Below are 20,681 nucleotides of genomic sequence, written 5' to 3'. Positions count from 1 at the left end.
TCCCTGTTTTGATGGGAAGAGTCTGGGCAGCCCGTGTGGGGGATTTATGTGGGTAATGTGGAGACTGTGTGGAGATGCAGTACCACTTGCACGCCGCCTTCGACATTGCCGATCTGCAACGCGCCGCCATGCAGCTTCATCACTTCCTCGACAAAATTGAGGCCCAGGCCAGTACTTTTGCGCCCACTGGCCGGGCGTGGCAGCGAATAGAAACGCTCGCTCAGGCGTGGCAGGGCGTAGTCGGGTATCGGCGCGGCCTGGTTGAACAGGCTCACCTGCACGTCGTTGTGCCGTGTCTGTGCGCTGAACCTCAACAGGCCACCGGGCGCCGTGAAGTCCAACGCATTGTCCAGCAGGTTGCCCAGTGCCTGGCGTAGCAGGAAGGGTTCGCCATACACCTTCACCCCCGGCGCAATCGTCTGTTCGACGTGCAACCCGGCGCCTTCGATGCGCGCACATTGGGCCTTGAGCACGTCATCGACCATGGCTGCCAAGCCAATACTGGCCTGCTCTTCAAGGCCCTGGCGTTGCTCGACTTGTGCCAGGTTCAGCAGGCGCTCGATCAACTGTTGCAGGCGCGCGCTTTCGCTGTCGATATTACCGACGAAGCGCTGCTGCTGTTCGCGGGTCATATCGCCCTGCAACAGTTCTGCCGCGCCGCGGATCGCGGCCAGCGGGCTCTTCAATTCGTGGGTCAGGGTGTGCACGTAGTGTTCGACGTAGGCCTTGCCTTCCAGCTGCGTGCGCATGTGCTCCACGGCGGTGGAGAGCTGCTTGAGCTCACCGCCGCGGTAATGGGGCAACTCGGCGCGCCGGCCCTCGCTGACCGCTTCGGCATAGGCCGTCAGCCGTCTCAAGGCAACACTCAACCACCACGACAGCAGCGCGCCCAGCAGCAAGCCCAGAATCACCAGCCCGGCGCCGTACCAGAGCAGGCGGCGCTCCGTGCGGTCGACGTAGGGCTGCAACGAGCTGTTCGGCTTGGCCACGGTGACCACGCCGATGATCTGGCCGTTGTCACGGATCGGCGCACCGACGTGCATCACCGACGAAGTGGGGTCATCCAGCTCGCTGCGGGTGGAGCGCGCGCCGTACTCTCCGCGCAGGGTCAGGTACACATCGTTCCACTGGGAGTAATCCTGCCCCACCGCTTCGCCCATGGAGTCGAGAAGCACCGTGCCCTTGGCGTCGGTCACGTAGATACGGTGGTTGACCTGGTTCTTCGGCAGCCCCCAGATGGTCGCACCCGGCTGGCGATTGCCGTAGGCCTTGAGCAGTTCCGGCCAGTGGCTTTGGCCGAGGGTGCCGTTCTTCACGTCATCGCGCAGGATCTCGGCCAGCAGGTTCGCCGTGTCCACCAGGGTTTCTTCGGTGGACTGGCGCACTCCGGGACGGATTTCCTTCATCACGGTGCTGAGCACAAAGTAGCCAGTCAGGCCGATAAACAGCGCATACACCAGGAAAATCCGCAGCCCGAGGCGCATCAGCTGTTGCTCGGGCTGTAGCTGTAGCCGAGGCCACGATGAGTCTGGATCGGCTCGGCATCTGCGGCCACGCTGCGCAATTTGCTGCGCAGGCTTTTGATATGGCTGTCGATATTGCGCTCGTAGCCGGCATCCGCCGCCACGCCTACCGCGTCCAGGAGTTGCTCGCGGCTGAACACGCGCTCGGGTTGTTCCAGCAGGCTTTGCAGCAAACGGAACTCATGGCGCGTGAGGCTCAAAGGCTGGCCGCGATACGTAATCTGCATGCGCTCCAGATCAACCTGGAACACCGCGGGCGCAGCACCGGGGCCAATCCGCTTGAGGATCGCCCGGACCCGCGCCGTCACTTCCCGTGGGCTGAAGGGCTTGACCACATAATCGTCGGCGCCGATCTCCAGCCCCACCACGCGGTCGATCTCGCCATCCCGGGCACTGAGGAACATCACGGGCACTTCGCTGAACCGGCGCAGTTGCTTGCAGGTTTCAAAGCCTGTGATGTCCGGCAGGCCGATGTCGAGGATGATCAGGTCGGCCGGGGTTTGGCGCTGATGGGCCAGCGCCTCCTGGCCGAGGCTCAGCCAGGTGGTGGTAAAGCCCTCGCCTTGCAGGGCGAATATCAGCGTGTCGGCTATCGCCGCTTCATCTTCGACAATCAGGATATGCGGCATGAGGGTCCGTCAGCAGTCCGGTTTGTCAGCAGTGTAGCGACGGGCCGGGTTTACCGCAGCGCCGAATTCACGCAGGGCCTTGGCGCCAATCAGCAAGGGGTAGTTGAAGCTGCTGCGGTCGGTCAGGTTGACCTCGACGGTGCGCTTGACGTTGCCCAGGCACATTTCCAGGTCGACTACCGGACGCTTGGCCACGGAAGGTTCGTCCTTGTCGTCGTCTTCGTCGGCGCGGCTTTTGATTTTGCTGATGCGCGACACTTTGTGCTCATAGACTTTGTTGGACGCCTCCTTGCCGCCGAGGCGAAAGCGCACCCAATCGTCGCCGTCACGGGTGAAGGTCTCGATGTCACGGGCCGACAGCGAGGCGGTCAGCGCGCCAGTGTCCATCTTGGCCTTGAAGGTTTCGCCGATCTCCGGCAACTGGATGTATTCGTAGCGACCGTAGAGGGTCGGTTCGGCGGCCATGACAGGCAGGGCGGCCAGGGCGAGCGAGGCAAATAGCAGTTTCACGAAGTGATGTCCTCGGAAAGAAGTAGGCGGATTCTAGACCGCAAAAGCGGTGGTTAGTTAGCTCACTCAACCATACCCGGCACATTGTGAAACATTCGTACCGTGATTTGCGATTTGGCCTCTGGACTCGCCTTGCTTATCATGACCCGCCCACACGATTCCAAGAGTTACTTATGCGCCGACTGCTCACCGGCTGTTTTGTCACCCTGCTGCTATTGCTCAACACCTTGGTGCTGTTCGGCCCATTGATGGTGTTTGCCCTGCTCAAGCTGGTGGCCCCCGGTCGCTTGCGTGACTACATGTCATGGGCGGTGATGTGGATCGCCGAAACCTGGGCCGAGATCGACAAGCTGATTTTCTCGCTGTGCATCCCCACCCAATGGGATATTCGCGGCGGCGCCGATTTGCGCAGTGACACGTCTTACCTCGTCATCAGCAACCACCAATCCTGGGTAGACATCCCGGCGCTGATCCAGGCCCTCAACCGGCGCACGCCATTCTTCAAATTCTTCCTGAAGAAAGAGCTGATCTGGGTGCCCTTCCTGGGCCTGGCCTGGTGGGCGCTGGATTACCCGTTCATGAAGCGCTACACCAAGGCTTTCCTGGCCAAGCACCCGGAACTCGCGGGGCAGGACTTGAAGATCACCAAAGAGGCCTGCGAGCTGTTCAAGCGCCAGCCGGTGACGGTGGTCAACTATCTGGAAGGTACGCGCTTCAGCGAGGCCAAGCGGGCGCAGCAGGGTTCACCGTTCAGCCGCTTGCTCAAGCCCAAGGCGGGCGGCGTGGCGTTTGTGCTGGCGGCGCTGGGTGAACAACTGGACGCCGTGCTCGACGTGACCGTGGTCTATCCACAGCAGAAAATACCGGGGTTCTGGGATTTGATCAGCGGCGCGGTGCCAGAGGTGATCATTGATATCCGTACCCGCGAGCTGGATCCGGCGTTGTGGCAAGGGGATTACGAGAATGACCCGGTGTTTCGCCAAACCGTCCAGAACTGGGTCAACCAGCTCTGGACGGAGAAGGACGCGCGCATCGAGCAACTGCGCGCGGAGCGTCTTTAACTGCCGGTGCCCCATGCCTGGGCCAGCTTGCCCAGCACCGAGCTGCTGGCACCCTGGCCACCCAGGTATTGCAGGATCACCGGGGCAAACTGGCCGACCATGCCACTGTCCATGCCCAAGGCACTGAACGCGGTGTTCAGGTCGTTGGTGTTCTTCACGTTACCCAACAGGCCGTCGAGGCCGCTGGTCTTGCTGCCGCCGGCCTGGCCGAGCATCCCGCTCAAGGCCCCGAGGCTACCCAACGCATTGTTGCCCGACAGTTGGTCAAGGCCCGGCACGCTATTACCCAGCTGCGAATAGTCGTTGCCGCTCAGTTTGTTCTTGGCCAGGCCCAGCATGGCGCCCGTACCGCCCACCGCTTGTTCGGGGGTGATGTTCAGTTGCGAGGTCAGGGCGCTCAGCAACCCGGCCGTCTCGGACGACGGTGCGGCAGCAGCGGCCTTGTTGTTACCACCCTGCATGCCGGCAATCGCATTGGCCGCGTCCCCAAGGCTGAACCCTGCGGCGAACACCGGGCCGGCTGCCAGGGTCATCAGGCAGGAAAGGGCGAAACCGCGTGAAATCTTCATCGAAACAACCTCTGGGCGTAGGGGTGAAAGCAGGCGTTTGACTGGGCAGCCCGGGGGATTGTTCCCAGTGCATCCAAACCCGTCGCTGCTGCGTATATGCACCACACCCCCTCGAGGAAGACGGCCGTGAATGGAACGCGCGCGCAACCTGAACTAACCTCTGCCTGCCACCGCTTGCGCGCGCAGTCCCATCGCCCTGTATCCAGAGCCTGGAGAAGCCCTATTTCCACGTCCGACGCTGATCCGCTGCAGCCCTTGCTGGCCCAATGTGCGCTGGGCAATCGCCAGGCGTTCGAAACCCTCTACCGGAGCGTCTCACCGCGCTTGCACGGTGTAGCGCTGCGTTTCATGGGCCGCCAGGACCTGGCCGAAGAGGTCTTGCAGGAAGCCTTCGTGCGCATCTGGTACAACGCTTCGCGCTACCAGGCGCACCTGTCTGCGCCGATGACCTGGATGGTCAACATCACCCGCAACCTGGCCATCGACCAACTGCGCAAGCACCGTGAACAGCCGCTGGCGGACGGTCAGCAGGACACGCTGGTCGATGACACACCCAGCGCCCACGACCAACTCGACAACGAACGCGAGGCCCGCGCCTTGAACCGCTGCCTGGACACCCTGGAGGGCATGCAGCGCCAATCGATTACCGTGGCTTACTTCCAGGGCCTGTCGTGCGCGGAGTTGGCCCAACAGCTGGCAGCCCCCCTGGGCTCGGTCAAATCCTGGATTCGTCGCGGCATGGAACGCCTGCGCAGGTGCCTTGAATCATGAACTACCAGACCACCGCCCTGCGCCGTGCCCTAGCCGCCGACTACGCCATCGGACTGATGCCTGCCACTGCGCGTCGGCGTTTCGAGGCCTTGTTGCTGGAGGATGCGGCGCTGCGCGTGGAACTCGGCCATTGGCAGGACGCCCTGGCCAGCCTGACCGGCGCCTTGCCCGAACGACCGGTGCCCGAGCATGTATGGGACAGCATCAAGGCGCGGATCGAGCCGCAGGTGCTGCATTTGCCGGCAAAAAAACCCTTGTGGATGAACCTGCGCCTGCTGGCAGCGGCGTGCGTGGTAGTCGTGGCCGTGCTGGCGGGCGTGCTGTATCAACGAGACATCGGTGCGCAGTACAACGCCACGCTCGTCGCGGCCAACCAGCAACCGGCGCTGCAGATCAAGGCGTATGGCGACCACCTGCAAGTGGAACCCGTGGCACTGGCTGCGGTGGAACCGACGCACAGCCTCGAGTTGTGGGCGATTGCACCGGGCGGTAAACCAATCTCCCTGGGTCTGCTCCCCGCTGCGGGCAACGGCCGAATAACGCTGAGCAAGGCGCAACGAGCCTTGCTCTCCGCGCCGCTGACGTTGGCCGTGAGCCTGGAGCCACGCGGTGGTTCAGTGACCGGGCAACCCACCGGACCGGTGCTGTATCAGGGCCAATTGGCATCACTTTGAGCTGAACGGCAGTCAGGAACCCATCGCGCGAACCAGGGTCCATGACAGGACTTAAAGCCTTGCCAGGAAAAGCCCGATGAGCGCGACCCGTCCCCAAGTGATTGAGCAAAAGCCGCCTTTCTGGAGCCGCCCGCGCGTATTCATGGGCGTCTGCGTGGCCATTGTCGCCGGCCTCGGCAGCGCGCTCTACACCCAAGACAACGTCAAGTCTGCTGCCACACTGGTGACCACTGCCCAGCAACCCGCGGCGCAGATCATGGCGCACAAGGATTACCTCGAAGTCGAGCCGATCGCCACGACGGCACCCGAGCCGGATCGCAGCCTGGAACTGTGGGCGTTGCCCGAAGGCGGCGCACCGGTGTCGCTTGGACTGTTGCCGGAAGATGGCAAAGGCATTATCGGACTCAACCCACGCCAACAGAAAAGCATCCGCAAGCCGGTGGAGTTGATGGTGAGTTCGGAAACCAAAGGTGGGTCGTTGAGCAAGCAGCCCACGGGGCCGACCGTCTACCAAGGCGCCCTCGCCAACCGCTGACACCCCAAAAAACCAAGTGGGAGCGGGCGTGCTCGCGAATGCGGCAGGTCAGTCAAACGTGCTTCGACTTAACCAGCGCTTTCGCGAGCAAGCCCGCTCCCACCGTTGGATCGTGTGCCTGAGAGTTATGCCGCGCTGAAGAGTTTGTGCGGATCGATCACAAATTTCTTCGGCACACCCGCGTCAAACTCGCCATACCCACGCGGCGCGTCATCCAGGCTGATCACCTGCACGCCAACAATCTCGGCAATGTTGATACGGTCCCACATGATCGCCTGCATCAGCTGGCGGTTGTACTTCATGACCGGTGTCTGGCCGGTATGGAAGCTGTGGGATTTGGCCCAGCCCAGGCCGAAGCGGATGCTCAGGCTGCCCATTTTTGCAGCGGCATCCACCGCACCCGGATCTTCGGTGACGTACAGGCCCGGAATACCGATCTTGCCCGCCACGCGCACCACGCCCATCAGCGAGTTGAGCACTGTGGCCGGGGCCTCCGCCTTGACGCCTTCATGGCCATGGCCACGGGCTTCGAAGCCCACGGCGTCGACGGCGCAGTCCACTTCCGGTTCGCCCAGCAGTGCGGCGATCTGCTCGTGCAGCGGCGTGTCTTGGGACAGGTCGGCAATCTCGAAACCCTGGGCCTTGGCGTGAGCCAGGCGGATCGGGTTGACGTCGCCGATGATCACCACCGCAGCGCCCAGCAGGCGCGCCGAAGCGGCAGCCGCCAGGCCCACAGGGCCGGCACCCGCAATGTAGACAGTGCTGCCCGGGCCAACACCGGCAGTGACGGCACCGTGATAACCGGTCGGGAGAATGTCGGACAGGCAGGTCAGGTCGCGGATTTTCTCCATGGCCTTGTCGCGGTCAGGCAGTTTCAGCAGGTTGAAGTCAGCGTACGGCACCAGCACGTACTCGGCCTGGCCGCCGGTCCAGTCGCCCATGTCGACATAGCCATAGGCGCCACCGGCACGCGCCGGGTTGACGGTCAGGCACACGCCAGTATGTTGCTCCTTGCAGGAGCGGCAGCGGCCGCACGCGACGTTGAAGGGCACCGATACCAGGTCGCCGATCTTCAGGTTCTCGACGTCACTGCCCTTCTCGATCACTTCACCGGTAATTTCATGACCGAGCACCAGGCCGGTCTGGGCCGTGGTGCGGCCGCGCACCATGTGTTGATCGGAGCCGCAGATGTTGGTGGAGACCACGCGCAGGATGACGCCGTGCTCAATCTTCCTGCCACGGGGGTCCTGCATTTTGGGATAGTCGATTTTCTGTACTTCGACCTTGCCGTTGCCGAGATACACGACACCACGATTACCAGACATGCTTTCACCTCGCTGTTGTTTTTATGAAACCGCGCTGCCCAGGCAGGCAACGCGTTAAGTGCTCGGGTACAGATGCTGTTTTTGCGTTGTTGCTGACGCCCCCATCGCGGGCAAGCCCGGCTCCCACATTTGATCGGGTTCACACCTTCAGATTTGGGAGCGGGCTTGCCGGCGAAGGCGTCAGTCAGAGCACCACCGTTCTATTGGCGTTCAGGAATACCCGCCGCTCGATGTGATACCCCACCGCCCGGGCCAGGGTCAGCCCCTCGATATCCCGCCCCTTGGCAATCAGGTCCTCGGGGTAGTGACTGTGGTCCACCACCTCCACCCCCTGGGCAATGATCGGGCCTTCATCCAGGTCGTTGTTGATGTAATGCGCCGTGGCCCCTACCAACTTCACCCCCTTGTTGTACGCCTGGTGATACGGCTTGGCGCCCTTGAAACCCGGCAGCAACGAGTGGTGAATGTTGATGGCCTTGCCATCCAGCTTGCGGCACAGCTCCGGCGACAGCACTTGCATGTAGCGTGCAAGGATCACCAATTCGGCGCCGGTGTCTTCCACCACTTGCCACACTTGATGCTCCTGGGACGGTTTGTCGTTGGGGTCGAGGGGGAAATGGTAGTAGGGAATCTGGTGCCAGTCGGCCAACGGCTGCAAATCGGGGTGGTTGGACACCACCGCGACCACGTCCATCGACAGCTGGCCGATACGCTGGCGGTACAGCAGGTCGTTCAAGCAGTGATCGGCCTTGGAGACCATGATCACCACTTTTGGCCGGTAGTTCGGCGCCGTCAGCTCGAAGATCATGCCGAAAGCCTGGCCGCGGGTGGCGAGGCCATCGCGAAATGCCTGCTCGTCGAAGCCGTCGGGCTGACGGAACTCCACGCGGATAAAAAACCGACCCGAGAGGCGGTCATCGAACGAGTGGTGCTCGGTGACGTAGCAGCCCTGCTCGAACAGATAGCGGGTGACCGCGTCCACCGTGCCGAGCACGCTGGGGCAGTCGGCGGTCAAAATCCATGTATCGGGTGCGCGGCTCATGGGTATTCCTCAGGCTTGAACGCTCAGGCCGAATTCGGCAGATGCATCCTGCAGCCACAACCACCAGTAATCCGAGAAGCTGCGACGAATCACCAGCTCCCAGGTGTCTGGCGCCGTGTGGCGGATCACCAGTTGCGACTTGGCGAACACGGTGCCCACCGCCTTGCCCACCGGGAAGTTGTTGGGATGCACGTCATAGCTGGTGGACTTCATCAGCACGTCGCGCACATTCGGGCCGCTGAGTTCGAGGATCTGCTGGCCGCCGCTGACGTTGACGATCTGGATATGCAAGTCACCCAGGGCGGCACGCAGGTTTTGTTCGGCGGCGAATTCATCACCGCTGGGCACGATCAGCAGCCACTCGTCCGGGCCGAGCCATTGCAGGCTGGTTTCGCCCTGCACGATCACGGTCAGGGCACCGGGCAGTTCGATGCCGAGGGCTTTGTGCACCCCAGCGGCGAAGGCGGCGTCGTGGCCGTCGCCACGAATGGTCAGGTGGCCCAGGAGTTTCTTTTCACGCACGGTCACGCCGGCGTTCTTGCGGCCCTTGCCAACCAAGCTGGCGAGGTCGGCATGGTGCAGCGAGGACTCGGCCTTGGCGCCGGTGGTGGGGCGTTGTTGGTAAACATTGGCTGCTGTCATAAAGCACCTGTTTGAATTCTGTAGGTCTTGCAGTGACTGTTCTGGCCTTCTCGCGGGCAAGCCCGGCTCCCACAGGGAAACGCATTCCAACGGTGGGAGCTGGCTTGCCTGCGATGCAGGCACCTCGGTCTGTCAGATGTTCTGGCGATCACCCTTAGGATCGAAGAACACCGAAGACACAATCTCCGCCTCGATCACGCTGCCGTCCGCCTGGGGTGAGAACACCCGCTCGCCCATGCGCTTCAAGCCGCCTTTCACCACCGCCATCGCAAACGAATAGCCCAGGGAGTTGTGCGCATAGCTTGAGGTGACGTGGCCGACCATCTTCATCGGGATCGACTGCTTCGGATCAAGCACCAACTGCGCGCCTTCCGGCAGCCACACTGTCGGATCGATCGGCTTGAGGCCCACCAGTTGCTTACGCTCTTCCCGGACGCAGTCTTCACGGTTCATGCCACGCCAGCCGATCCATGAGAACGGCTTGGTACGGCCGACGCACCAGCCCATGTTCAGGTCGTCCGGGGTCATCGAGCCGTCGGTGTCCTGGCCGACGATGATGAAGCCCTTCTCGGCCCGCAGTACGTGCATGGTTTCGGTGCCGTACGGGGTCAGGTTGTACTGCTTGCCGGCCTCGACGATCTTTTCCAGCACGCCCATGGCGTAGTCGGCCTGCACGTTGACTTCATACGACAGCTCACCGGTGAACGAGATGCGGAACACCCGCGCCGGCACACCGCCGACCAGGCCTTCTTTCCAGGTCATGAACGGGAAGCCGTCCTTGTCCAGGTCGATATCGGTCACTTCCGCCAGCAGCTTGCGGCTGTTGGGGCCGGACAAGGTCATGGTCGCCCAGTGGTCGGTGACCGAGGTGAAGTACACCTTGAGGTCTGGCCACTCGGTCTGTTGATAGATTTCCAGCCACTGCAGCACGCGGGCGGCGCCGCCGGTGGTGGTGGTCATCAGGAAATGGTTGTCGGCGAGGCAGGCAGTCACGCCATCGTCGAAGACCATGCCATCTTCCTTGCACATCAGGCCGTAGCGCGCCTTGCCCACATCGAGCTTGGTCCAGGCGTTGCTGTAGATGCGGTTGAGGAATTCGCGGGCATCAGGGCCCTGGATGTCGATCTTGCCGAGGGTGGACGCGTCCAACAGGCCGACGCTGTCGCGCACGGCCAGGCATTCGCGTTTCACCGCGGCGTGCAGGTCTTCACCGTTGCGTGGGAAATACCAAGGCCGTTTCCACTGGCCGACGTCTTCAAACTCGGCGCCGTTCTTCACGTGCCAGGCCTGCAGTGCGGTGTAGCGCACCGGCTCGAAGATATGCCCACAGTGACGCCCCGCTACCGCGCCAAAGGTGACTGGCGTGTAGTTGGGGCGGAACATGGTGGTGCCCATCTGCGGGATGGTCACGTTCAGGGAGCGCGCGGCAATGGCCAGGCCGTTGACGTTGCCCAGTTTGCCCTGGTCGGTGCCGAAGCCCAGCGCGGTATAGCGTTTGACATGCTCGACCGACTCGAACCCTTCGCGGGTCGCCAGTTCGATGGCGGCGGCGGTCACGTCGTTTTGCAGGTCGACGAATTGCTTCGGTGCCCGTGCAGTCGGTTTGTCATGCGGTACTTGATAGATGCCAAGTGTCGGCTCTTCCAAGCGGCTCAAGGCTTTTGGCAACGTGCCTTCCACCGGGGTAAAACCGGCTTCGCTGGCCGCGCGCACGCCGCCTTCAAAACCATCGGCCAGGGAATCAGCGAGGCCGTAGACACCGTTGATACCACCGACGCACACGCGCTTCTGCGGGGCCTCACCCGGTACGAATCCGAGGATGTCTTCACGCCAGGTCGGCTTGCCGCCCAGGTGCGAGGCCAGGTGAACCACCGGGCTGTAGCCACCGGAACTGGCCACCAGGTCGCACTCCAGCCACTCGCCAGGGCTGGTGACTTTGTGCGCTTTCACATCGATCGCGGCCACCCGGGCGGCAGTGACATGCTTGCTGCCACGGGCCTCGATCACGGCGCTGCCGGTGAGGATGCGAATGCCTTTGGCGCGCGCTTCTTCAACCAGGGCCCCGCGTGGGTTGTGGCGCACATCGGCCACCGCCACCACTGAAAGGCCGGCGTCGAGCCAGTCCAGCGCAACGCGGTAGGCATGGTCGTTGTTGGTCGACAGCACCAGCTTCTTGCCCGGCGCCACGCCGTAGCGGCGCACGTAAGTCGAGACAGCGCCGGCGAGCATGTTGCCCGGCACGTCGTTGTTGCCGTACACCAGCGGCCGCTCGCACGCACCGGTCGCCAGCACCACGCGCTTGGCGCGTACACGGTGGATACGCTGGCGCACTACACCCACCGGCGCACGGTCACCGAGGTGGTCGGTGAGGCGTTCGTGAATGGTCAGGAAGTTATGGTCATGGTAGCCGTTGACGGTGGCGCGAGGCAGCAGCACCACATCCGGCAGGGCTTTGAGTTCTGCGATGACGCTGGCGACCCAATCAGCAGCCGGCTTGCCGTCAAGGCTTTCGCGCGAGTCCAGCAGCGAACCACCGAACTCTTCCTGTTCATCGGCGAGGATCACGCGGGCACCGCTGCGCGCAGCAGCCAGTGCGGCGGCCAGGCCAGCAGGGCCGGCGCCAACCACCAACACGTCGCAGTGACGGTTGAAGTTGTCGTAGGTGTCCGGGTCGTTCTCGGTCGGCGAGCGGCCGAGGCCGGCAGCTTTACGGATGTACTTCTCGTAGGTCATCCAGAACGATTGGGGGTACATGAAGGTTTTGTAGTAGAAACCCGGCGGCATCAGCTTGCCGCCGACCTTGCCGAGGATGCCCATCATGTCGTTGTTGACGCTCGGCCAGCCGTTGGTGCTAGTGGCGACCAACCCTTGGTACAGCGCCTGTTGCGTGGCGCGCACGTTAGGGATTTGCGTGGCTTCGGTAGCGCCGATCTGCAGCACTGCGTTCGGCTCTTCGGCGCCGGCAGCGAAGATGCCGCGTGGGCGCGAATACTTGAAGCTGCGGCCGATGATATCGACGCCGTTGGCCAGCAGCGCGGCGGCCAGGGTGTCGCCTTCAAAGCCTTTGTAGGTCTGGCCGTTGAAGCTGAAGGTCAGCACCTTGTTGCGGTCGATGCGGCCACCGTTGGACAGGCGATTGATCTGGCTCATACCTTCTCTCCAGCGGCCTTGGCGGTGAATTGCGGCTTCTCGCCGATCTTGTAGGTTTCAAGAATTTCGTAGGTCAGGGTGTCGCGGGTCGCGTTGAAGTACTGGCGGCAACCGGCGGCGTGAATCCACAGTTCGTGGTGCAGGCCACGGGGGTTGTCGCGGAAGAACATGTAGTCGCCCCACTCTTCATCGGTGCAGGCGTTCGGGTCCAGCGGGCGCGGGATGTGCGCTTGGCCGGACGCGTGGAATTCCTCTTCGGAGCGCAGTTCGCCACAGTGAGGACAGAAGATATGCAACATAGGGAATTTCTCCTGTTAGTGGGCGACGGCCGCAGCGCCGTGTTCGTCGATCAACGCACCGTTGTGGAAACGGTCGATGGAAAAAGGCGCGGCCAGCGGGTGCATTTCACCCTTGGCGAGGCTGGCGGCAAACACGTTGCCTGAGCCCGGCGTGGCCTTGAAGCCACCGGTGCCCCAACCGCAGTTGAAGAACATGTTTGGCACGGGCGTCTTGGAGATGATCGGGCAGGCGTCGGGGGTGGTGTCGACGATGCCGCCCCACTGGCGGTTCATGCGCACGCGAGACAGCACCGGGAACATCTCGACGATGGCCTGGATGGTGTGTTCGATCACCGGGTAAGAGCCGCGCTGGCCGTAGCCGTTGTAGCCGTCGATACCGGCACCGATCACCAGGTCACCCTTGTCGGACTGGCTGATGTAACCGTGCACGGCGTTGGACATGATCACGCTGTCGATGATCGGCTTGATCGGCTCCGACACCAGCGCTTGCAGCGGATGGGATTCGATCGGCAGGCGGAACCCGGCGAGCGAAGCCATGTGCCCGGAGTTACCGGCGGTCACCACGCCGACGCGCTTGGCGCCGATAAAGCCCTTGTTGGTTTCCACGCCGATGCACACGCCGTTTTCCTTGCGAAAGCCGATCACTTCGGTCTGCTGGATCAAGTCCACGCCGAGTGCGTCGGCGGCACGCGCGAAGCCCCAGGCCACGGCATCGTGACGGGCCACGCCGCCGCGGCGTTGCACGGTGGCGCCGAGTACCGGGTAACGGGTGTTTTTCGAGCAGTCGAGGTACGGGATCTCGTCGGCCACTTGTTTGGCATTGAGCAGTTCGCCGTCCACACCGTTGAGGCGGTTGGCACTCACGCGGCGCTCGGAATCACGGATGTCCTGCAGGGTGTGGCACAGGTTGTAGACGCCGCGCTGGGAGAACATCACGTTGTAGTTCAGGTCCTGGGACAGGCCTTCCCACAGTTTCATCGCGTGTTCGTACAGGTGCGCCGACTCGTCCCACAGGTAGTTGGAACGCACGATGGTGGTGTTGCGCGCGGTGTTACCGCCGCCCAGCCAGCCTTTCTCGACCACGGCCACGTTGGTGATGCCGTGTTCCTTGGCCAGGTAGTAAGCGGTCGCCAGACCATGCCCGCCGCCGCCGACGATGACCACGTCGTAGACCTTTTTAGGGGTCGGCGTGCGCCACATCTTCTGCCAGTTTTCGTGGTGGCTGAGTGAGTGCTTGAAGAGGCCGAAGCCCGAGTAGCGTTGCATAGTCATTACTCCAAAACCGCGCTCAGCGATAAACCGGGAAATCAGCGCACAGGGCAGACACGTGCTTGGCCACGTTGGCCTCGACATCGGCGTCGCCGAGGTTGTCGAGGATGTCGCAGATCCAGCCGGCCAGTTCGATGCACTGCGGCACTTTGAAACCCCGCGTGGTCACCGCCGGGGTGCCGATGCGCAGGCCCGAGGTCACGAACGGCGACTGCGGGTCATTCGGCACGGCGTTCTTGTTGACCGTGATGTGGGCGCGGCCGAGAGCTGCGTCCGCTTCCTTGCCGGTGAGGCCCTGACGGATCAGGCTGACCAGGAACAGGTGGTTATCAGTACCGCCGGACACGACATCGTAGCCCCGCTGGATAAACACGCTGGCCATGGCCTGTGCGTTGTCGATCACTTGCTGCTGGTAGACCTTGAAGCCAGGCTCCTGGGCTTCCTTGAAGCACACGGCCTTGCCGGCGATCACGTGCATCAGCGGGCCGCCCTGGGCACCCGGGAACACGGCAGCGTTGAGTTTCTTCTCGATTTCTTCGTTGGCCTTGGCCAGGATCAGGCCGCCACGTGGGCCGCGCAGGGTCTTGTGGGTGGTGGTGGTGACCACATCGGCGTACGGCAGCGGGTTCGGGTACAGGCCGGCGGCAACCAGGCCTGCGACGTGGGCCATGTCGACGAACAGCAGCGCTCCGACCTTGTCGGCGATGGCGCGAAAGCGTGGGAAATCCAGGGTCTTGGAGTAGGCGGAGAAACCAGCCACGACCATCTTAGGCTTGTGCTCGACGGCCAGGCGCTCGACTTCGTCGTAGTCGATCAGGCCGGTATCGGTGTTGATGCCGTACTGCACTGCGTTGTACAGCTTGCCCGAGGACGACACCTTGGCGCCGTGGGTCAAGTGGCCGCCGTGGGCCAGGCTCATGCCGAGGATGGTGTCGCCGGCTTGCAGCAGGGCCAGGTACACGGCGCTGTTGGCGGAGGAACCGGAGTGCGGCTGAACGTTGGCGTAATCGGCGCCGAACAGTTGCTTGGCGCGTTCGATGGCCAGGGCTTCGACCTTGTCCACGTGCTCGCAGCCACCGTAGTAACGCTTGCCTGGGTAGCCTTCGGCGTATTTGTTGGTGAGGCCACTGCCCTGGGCTTCCATCACGCGCTTGCTGGTGTAGTTCTCTGACGCGATCAGCTCGATATGATCTTCCTGACGCTGCTCCTCGGCATTCATGGCCGCCAGCAAGGCGTCGTCATATCCCTGGATCTGGTCTTTTTTGCTGAACATCGCGTCTCTCCCAGCCTTTCGTATTGTTGAGGCCCGTGCAGGGCCCTTTGATGCGATGGTAGGGCTGGCGCAGACAGGTCAAATGCCTACGGACGCCACGCAAAGGTGCGTTTACGACATTAGGTGAGCGACACAAAACAAATGTGGGAGCTAGCTTGTGTGGGAGCTGGCTAGCTGATGATCTTGCGAAGGAGCAGAAGCAGCAGAAAATGCAGCGGATAGAGGGCATACGCCCAGCGGCGCATGGCCGGCGGCGAGACATTTTGCCCATGTCGCAACAAGACCAACCCAGCCAATGGCGCAATCAGGCACGCCGCCAACCCCACTGTCGCCACGAGCGTATCGCTGTTGAGCAGAATCTGCCATTGGTTGGCGGCAACACACACCACTCCAGGCAACACGCTGAAATACCATGGACGACTGAACACCAATAGCATGGCCAACGGCAGCAACACGCCAAAGAAACCGAACATCAGGTGCGTGGCAAACACCGCCGCCGTCACAACGGCGATCAGCGCCAATCCTCGATCAAAAAGCGCCTTCTGCTGCCATCCTCGGGCAACGAGCAGGCCCAGCGCGAGGGTCGGCAATACGTTCAACGTATCGGCATCGTCGATGAACATTCGATAAGGCACTTCGCTGATCACGCTGAACAGCAACAGCCAACCCAAGTAGCGCCATTGGCCCGTCACCGGCGCACTTCGAACCCGATGCAGATTCGCCGCAATCGCCAGGCAAAACCAAGGAAACGCCAGGCGCCCAGGCACATACAGGCCGTCCAGGCTCAAACCGACATACCGCAGGTGGTCCAGCACCATGCTCACCAGCGCCAACCACTTGAGCAGATCCAGGGCGCCATCACGGACGCGTCCGACAGGCATCGTTTCAGTACCGTGCATAATTCCCCAGTGACTTTGCATTTACAGTGCGTGCGCACCCGCGACAATCTTGGTTACAGTGCGCACCAACATCGACCACAGGAATGGGCCATGACCGACAAGAGCCAACAATTCGCCAGTGACAACTATTCCGGCATCTGCCCGGAAGCCTGGGCCGCCATGGAACAAGCCAACCAGGGCCATCAGCGCGCCTACGGCGATGATGAATGGACCCACCGCGCCGCCGACGGTTTCCGCAACCTGTTCGAAACCGACTGCGAAGTGTTCTTCGCCTTCAACGGCACTGCCGCCAACTCCCTGGCGCTGTCCTCGCTGTGCCAGAGCTACCATAGCGTGATTTGCTCGGAAACCGCCCACGTCGAAACCGACGAATGTGGTGCGCCGGAGTTTTTCTCCAACGGCTCCAAGCTGCTCACCGCCCGCACCGAAAACGGCAAGCTGACCCCGGAGTCGATCCGCGAGATCGCACTCAAGCGCCAGGACATCCACTACCCCAAGCCGCGCGTGGTCACCCTGACCCAAGCCACTGAAGTCGGCAGCGTGTACACCCCGGAAGAAATCCGCGCCATCAGCGTGACCTGCAAGGAGCTGGGGCTGAACCTGCACATGGACGGCGCACGCTTCTCCAACGCGTGCGCGTTCCTGGGTTGCTCGCCCGCGGACCTGACCTGGAAAGCCGGCGTGGACGTGCTGTGCTTTGGCGGCACCAAGAACGGCATGGCCGTGGGCGAAGCGATCCTGTTCTTCAACCACAAGTTAGCCGAAGACTTCGACTACCGCTGCAAACAGGCGGGCCAGCTGGCGTCGAAAATGCGCTTCCTGTCTGCGCCATGGGTGGGCCTGCTGGAAAACGATGCCTGGCTCAAGCACGCACGCCACGCCAACCACTGCGCGCAGCTGCTGAGCAGCCTGGTGGCGGATATTCCCGGCGTGGAGTTGATGTTCCCGGTGCAAGCCAACGGCGTGTTCCTGCAACTCTCGGAACCGGCCATCGCAGCGCTGACCGACAAGGGGTGGCGTTTCTACACCTTCATCGGCAAAGGCGGCGCGCGCTTCATGTGTGCGTGGGATACCGAGGAAGAGCGTGTAAGAGAACTGGCAGCGGATATTCGGAAAGTGATGGAGGCCTGAAACGACGGGCCTTTCAGCGACTCTGCAGAGACTGTTTGTACGTATTTCTGACAGTATCTATCTACCCCTTGCGTTGGATAGGATCTCGTCACCCCGAACAAACGGACGCGTTCTTTCGGGGCTGAATGCCTGCCGAACATTCGGTCGGAAATGGAAATCCTGCAGAGGGCTACATCATGGAATATCAAAGCAACGGCGACACCCTTCAGAGCGACGGGACCGTCAACACCACCGTCATTGATTGGGATGAATTCAGGAAATACGCAAAAATCGGCGACACTATCAAAGAGCCATCGAGGACGTTGAGGATCTACGACAAACTCTACGAACTGACAGTATCAGGTCAACATTTCGTCGTCCATATCTACGCCCAGTAACTGTTAAGGCCCGCGCCGGCGACTCATGGCCTCCGGCGCGGATCATGACAGTCAGAACTCGATGCGCACGTCGCCCTTTGGCACACTGCAGCACGACAGGATGTAGCCTTCGGCTTCGTCCTCTTCCGTAATCCCGCCGTTGTGGTCCATCTCGACCTCGCCCCCCAGCTTCATCACCTTGCACGTACCGCAGATGCCCATGCCGCAGGCTTTCGGGATCAACAAGCCGAGCTTGGCAGCCGCAGCATGCACGGTTTCGCCTGGGGCCACGCGAATGCTCTTGCCCGAGGCAATGAATTCCACCTGATGCAGGTCAGCCAGGTCGATTTCTGGCGCGTCGGCAGCTTGTTCAGCCTGCTCCACGGCATCCGCACGGGCTTCCGGCGGCGTGGCGCCGAAGGATTCCTCGTGATACCGGGTCATGTCGAAACCCGCCACTTCGAGCAGACGCTTCACTGCATTCATGTAAGGCGTAGGGCCGCAGCAGAAAACTTCGCGCTCGAGGAAGTCCGGCACCATCAGTTCGAGCATCTTGTGGTTCAGGTAACCGCGATACCCCGCCCATGGCTCACCCAAGCCGTGTTTCTCGCAGATCAGGTGCAGGCTGAAGTTGTCGATCCGCGATGCCATGTGCTCCAGCTCGCGGTGGTAGATGATGTCCTTGGGCGAGCGCGCGCTGTGGATAAACGTCATGTCGACGTTGGCGTTGGTGTCGTAGAACCAGCGTGCCATGGACATGACGGGCGTGATGCCGACGCCGCCGCTGAGGTACAACACTTTCGGGCTGGGGAAATCGATGGCATTGAACAAACCTACCGGGCCGTGCACCGCCAGCTCCTGGCCTTCGTGCAAGGTGTCGTGCAGCCAGTTGGAGACCTTGCCGCCGGGTACGCGCTTGATGGTCACCGAGAAGCTGTAAGGCACCGACGGCGAACTGGAAATGGTGTAGGAGCGCATGATCGGCTGGCCGTCGATTTCCAGCTCCAGGGTAACGAACTGCCCCGGCTTGAAAAAGAACAGGATCGGCTGGTCGGCCATGAAACAGAACGTGCGCACGTCCCAGGTTTCCTGGATGACTTTGACACAACGGACGATGTGCCGACCATTGGCCCAGGTCTGGGTAGTTACCGGATTCAGGAAATTGCTGGACATGTTGTTCTCCACCGCCGACGTCGGCCTTATGGTGGCGATTCTGCGTAACGCAAGAACCACCCATTTACCTATCTGCGACATTCACATACTTATCGCGACCAGCCCCCAACGACCTAGGGTTGCGCGTCGGGATCAGATTGGGCCATGTCGCCCATGGATAAGGTTCGCCGCATCGGCGGCCCCACACTCGCTCCCAACACAGACGCTTTCTTTACGCCTTGCTGCAAACCTGATCAGCCACTATTCGCCGGCCACACCGAATGGCCCTGAGGACACACACGATGGACGTCACCGCAACCTTAAGCTTGGGCGATCCGCTGGAACCCGCACGCAAGGCCACCGCGCAAATGCTGCAAGAGCGCGAGCGTACTTTCTCGCTGCCACAGCCGTTTTACTCTGATGAGCGGCTGTTCGATATCGACATGCAGGAGATCTTCCAAAAAGAGTGGCTGATCGCCGGCATGACCTGCGAGATCCCCACCAAGGGCAACTACCTGACCCTGCAAGTGGGCAAGAACCCCATCATCGTGATCCGTGGCGCCGAAGGCGTGGTACATGCCTTCCATAACGTGTGCCGTCACCGTGGCTCGCGCTTGTGCACCAGTGACAAGGGCAAGGTCGCCAAACTCGTTTGCCACTACCACCAGTGGACTTACGAACTGGACGGCCGCCTGCTGTTCGCCGGCACCGAGATGGGCGCCGACTTCGACATGAAGCAGTACGGTCTCAAGCCAGTGAACGTGAAGACCGCCGGCGGCTACATTTTCATCAGCCTGTCGGAGAACCCACCGGCCATCGATGACTTCCTGTCGACGCTTAACCACTACATGGAACCCTACGACATGGAAAACACCAAGGTGGCGGTGCAAACCACCTTGATGGAAAAGGCCAACTGGAAGCTGGTGCTGGAAAACAACCGCGAGTGCTACCACTGCAACGCGTCACACCCGGAGCTGTTGAAAACCCTGCTGGAATGGGATGACGTCACCGACCCGCGCGCCGACCAGGCGTTCAAGGACCATGTTGCCGCCTCGGCCGCCGCCTGGGATGCCGAGAAAATCCCTTACGCCCATGCCAGCTTTGGCCTGCGTAACCGCATCGTGCGCATGCCGCTGCTCAAGGGCACCGTGTCGATGACCCTGGACGGCAAGCAGGGCTGCGCCAAGCTCATGGGCCGCATCAAGAACCCGGACCTGGGCTCGATGCGCATCCTGCACCTGCCTCACTCCTGGAACCACTGCATGGGCGACCACATCATCGTGTTCACCGTATGGCCGATCAGCGCCCAGGAGACCATGGTCACCACCAAGTGGTTGGTGCACAAGGACGCCGTGGAAGGTGTGGACTACGACCCGGCGCGCATGCGCGAGGTGTGGGACGCCACCAACGACCAGGACCGTCGCCTGGCCGAAGAAAACCAGCGCGGCATCAACTCCACCGCCTACCAGCCCGGCCCGTACTCCAAGACCTATGAGTTTGGCGTGGTGAACTTCGTCGACTGGTACAGCGAGCGCATGTTGAGCAACCTGGGGGCCGCACCGGCGCCTTACCTCAAGGGCGTTGCGGTTCACGAGTAACCCTCCCCTCCGTGGGAGCCGGCAAGCCGGCTCCCACGCACTGTTCAAATTTTAATCAAAACCGTTGAACCCCTCTCCTGTCGTGCCCTCCAGCCTTTACCCAACAACTTATCCACAAAGCCACCCACAGCAATTGTGGGCAAGTGCGCCTTACGCCCTAAATTAAATCAAGAAAATCCGTGACTTATTTGCGTACCGGGTTTTTAGCCATGGTTGATCACTTATTGATCAAACCATTGGAAGCCTTGTATTACGTGACGTGCAGAGGTACGC

20 protein-coding genes are annotated in these 20,681 nt (G+C 61.8%); 7 read left to right on the top strand and 13 right to left on the bottom strand.

All coding sequences use genetic code 11. The features are described 5' to 3' along the window. Window positions 1-44 precede the first annotated feature (44 nt). The 3 genes from creC to CQ002_RS03025 are packed head-to-tail and all read right to left on the bottom strand — an operon-like array spanning window position 45 to window position 2,662. The gene (creC, locus tag CQ002_RS03035; RefSeq protein ID WP_034109741.1) at window positions 45-1,484 is read right to left on the bottom strand and encodes a two-component system sensor histidine kinase CreC; all 1,440 of its coding nucleotides are present in this window, start codon (window positions 1,482-1,484) and stop codon (window positions 45-47) included. After that, complete coding sequence (gene creB / locus CQ002_RS03030; protein WP_034109743.1) at window positions 1,484-2,152, bottom strand: two-component system response regulator CreB; 669 nt, start codon at window positions 2,150-2,152, stop codon at window positions 1,484-1,486. The genes creC and creB overlap by 1 nt, the downstream gene beginning before the upstream one ends. Before the next feature lie 9 nt (window positions 2,153-2,161). Beyond that, window positions 2,162-2,662, bottom strand: coding sequence for an ATP-dependent zinc protease (locus CQ002_RS03025; RefSeq protein ID WP_034109745.1), 501 nt, complete (start codon window positions 2,660-2,662; stop codon window positions 2,162-2,164). A gap of 173 nt (window positions 2,663-2,835) precedes the next feature. Here CQ002_RS03025 and CQ002_RS03020 point away from each other — a divergent pair, with 173 nt between their 5' ends. Beyond that, window positions 2,836-3,723: an acyltransferase gene (locus CQ002_RS03020; protein ID WP_034109747.1), complete on the top strand. Its 888-nt coding sequence runs from the start codon at window positions 2,836-2,838 to the stop codon at window positions 3,721-3,723. Here the strand turns inward: CQ002_RS03020 and CQ002_RS03015 are convergent. Beyond that, entirely contained in the window at window positions 3,720-4,292 is a 573-nt protein-coding gene (locus tag CQ002_RS03015; RefSeq protein ID WP_069078437.1) for a DUF2780 domain-containing protein, read from the bottom strand. The genes CQ002_RS03020 and CQ002_RS03015 overlap by 4 nt on opposite strands. Window positions 4,293-4,418: 126 nt before the next feature. Here CQ002_RS03015 and CQ002_RS03010 point away from each other — a divergent pair, with 126 nt between their 5' ends. The 3 genes from CQ002_RS03010 (at window position 4,419) to CQ002_RS03000 (ending at window position 6,272) form a co-directional block, all read left to right on the top strand. Next, a complete protein-coding gene (locus CQ002_RS03010) occupies window positions 4,419-5,063 on the top strand; it encodes a sigma-70 family RNA polymerase sigma factor (RefSeq protein WP_069078438.1) in 645 nt (214 codons plus the stop codon). Further along, a complete protein-coding gene (locus CQ002_RS03005; RefSeq protein ID WP_098467486.1) occupies window positions 5,060-5,737 on the top strand; it encodes an anti-sigma factor domain-containing protein in 678 nt (225 codons plus the stop codon). The genes CQ002_RS03010 and CQ002_RS03005 overlap by 4 nt, the downstream gene beginning before the upstream one ends. 76 nt (window positions 5,738-5,813) lie before the next feature. Then, window positions 5,814-6,272, top strand: coding sequence for an anti-sigma factor domain-containing protein (locus CQ002_RS03000; protein ID WP_034109770.1), 459 nt, complete (start codon window positions 5,814-5,816; stop codon window positions 6,270-6,272). A 125-nt stretch (window positions 6,273-6,397) separates the two neighbouring features. Here CQ002_RS03000 and fdhA read toward each other — a convergent pair whose 3' ends face one another. The 8 genes from fdhA to CQ002_RS02960 all read right to left on the bottom strand — a co-directional run bounded on the left by fdhA (window position 6,398) and on the right by CQ002_RS02960 (window position 16,171). Next, window positions 6,398-7,597, bottom strand: a complete 1,200-nt coding sequence (fdhA, locus tag CQ002_RS02995; RefSeq protein ID WP_025858777.1) for a formaldehyde dehydrogenase, glutathione-independent — start codon at window positions 7,595-7,597, stop codon at window positions 6,398-6,400. 184 nt (window positions 7,598-7,781) lie between these two features. After that, a complete protein-coding gene (purU, locus tag CQ002_RS02990) occupies window positions 7,782-8,639 on the bottom strand; it encodes a formyltetrahydrofolate deformylase (RefSeq protein ID WP_105162974.1) in 858 nt (285 codons plus the stop codon). A gap of 9 nt (window positions 8,640-8,648) precedes the next feature. Further along, window positions 8,649-9,281: a sarcosine oxidase subunit gamma gene (locus CQ002_RS02985; protein ID WP_034109775.1), complete on the bottom strand. Its 633-nt coding sequence runs from the start codon at window positions 9,279-9,281 to the stop codon at window positions 8,649-8,651. Window positions 9,282-9,413: 132 nt separating this feature from the next. Beyond that, window positions 9,414-12,431, bottom strand: coding sequence for a sarcosine oxidase subunit alpha (locus CQ002_RS02980; protein WP_069078443.1), 3,018 nt, complete (start codon window positions 12,429-12,431; stop codon window positions 9,414-9,416). Beyond that, on the bottom strand, window positions 12,428-12,730 hold the full coding sequence (locus tag CQ002_RS02975; protein WP_034109779.1) for a sarcosine oxidase subunit delta: 303 nt from the start codon (window positions 12,728-12,730) through the stop codon (window positions 12,428-12,430). Before CQ002_RS02975 ends, CQ002_RS02980 begins: the two co-directional genes overlap by 4 nt. 15 nt (window positions 12,731-12,745) lie before the next feature. After that, window positions 12,746-13,996, bottom strand: a complete 1,251-nt coding sequence (locus CQ002_RS02970; protein ID WP_010207084.1) for a sarcosine oxidase subunit beta — start codon at window positions 13,994-13,996, stop codon at window positions 12,746-12,748. A gap of 22 nt (window positions 13,997-14,018) precedes the next feature. Continuing rightward, window positions 14,019-15,272 (bottom strand): serine hydroxymethyltransferase, encoded by a 1,254-nt coding sequence (glyA, locus tag CQ002_RS02965; RefSeq protein WP_034109781.1) that lies wholly within the window; start codon window positions 15,270-15,272, stop codon window positions 14,019-14,021. A gap of 170 nt (window positions 15,273-15,442) precedes the next feature. After that, window positions 15,443-16,171 (bottom strand): TraX family protein, encoded by a 729-nt coding sequence (locus CQ002_RS02960; RefSeq protein ID WP_105162975.1) that lies wholly within the window; start codon window positions 16,169-16,171, stop codon window positions 15,443-15,445. A 90-nt stretch (window positions 16,172-16,261) separates the two neighbouring features. Between CQ002_RS02960 and CQ002_RS02955 the strand changes: the two genes are divergently transcribed. Beyond that, window positions 16,262-17,302, top strand: coding sequence for a low specificity L-threonine aldolase (locus CQ002_RS02955; protein ID WP_025858783.1), 1,041 nt, complete (start codon window positions 16,262-16,264; stop codon window positions 17,300-17,302). A 176-nt stretch (window positions 17,303-17,478) separates the two neighbouring features. Next, entirely contained in the window at window positions 17,479-17,679 is a 201-nt protein-coding gene (locus tag CQ002_RS02950; protein ID WP_105162976.1) for a hypothetical protein, read from the top strand. A 51-nt stretch (window positions 17,680-17,730) separates the two neighbouring features. Here the strand turns inward: CQ002_RS02950 and gbcB are convergent, their stop codons facing one another. Next, window positions 17,731-18,831 (bottom strand): glycine-betaine demethylase subunit GbcB, encoded by a 1,101-nt coding sequence (gene gbcB / locus CQ002_RS02945; RefSeq protein ID WP_034109786.1) that lies wholly within the window; start codon window positions 18,829-18,831, stop codon window positions 17,731-17,733. A 281-nt stretch (window positions 18,832-19,112) separates the two neighbouring features. Here gbcB and gbcA point away from each other — a divergent pair, with 281 nt between their 5' ends. Beyond that, a complete protein-coding gene (gbcA, locus tag CQ002_RS02935; protein ID WP_034109788.1) occupies window positions 19,113-20,408 on the top strand; it encodes a glycine-betaine demethylase subunit GbcA in 1,296 nt (431 codons plus the stop codon). Window positions 20,409-20,681: the final 273 nt, after the last annotated feature.

The sequence above is a fragment of the Pseudomonas sp. MYb13 genome (assembly GCF_002980075.1).
GTDB lineage: Bacteria > Pseudomonadota > Gammaproteobacteria > Pseudomonadales > Pseudomonadaceae > Aquipseudomonas > Aquipseudomonas lurida.
Note: the sequence above shows the minus strand (reverse complement) of the source record. Positions and strands in the feature narration are given on the sequence as shown.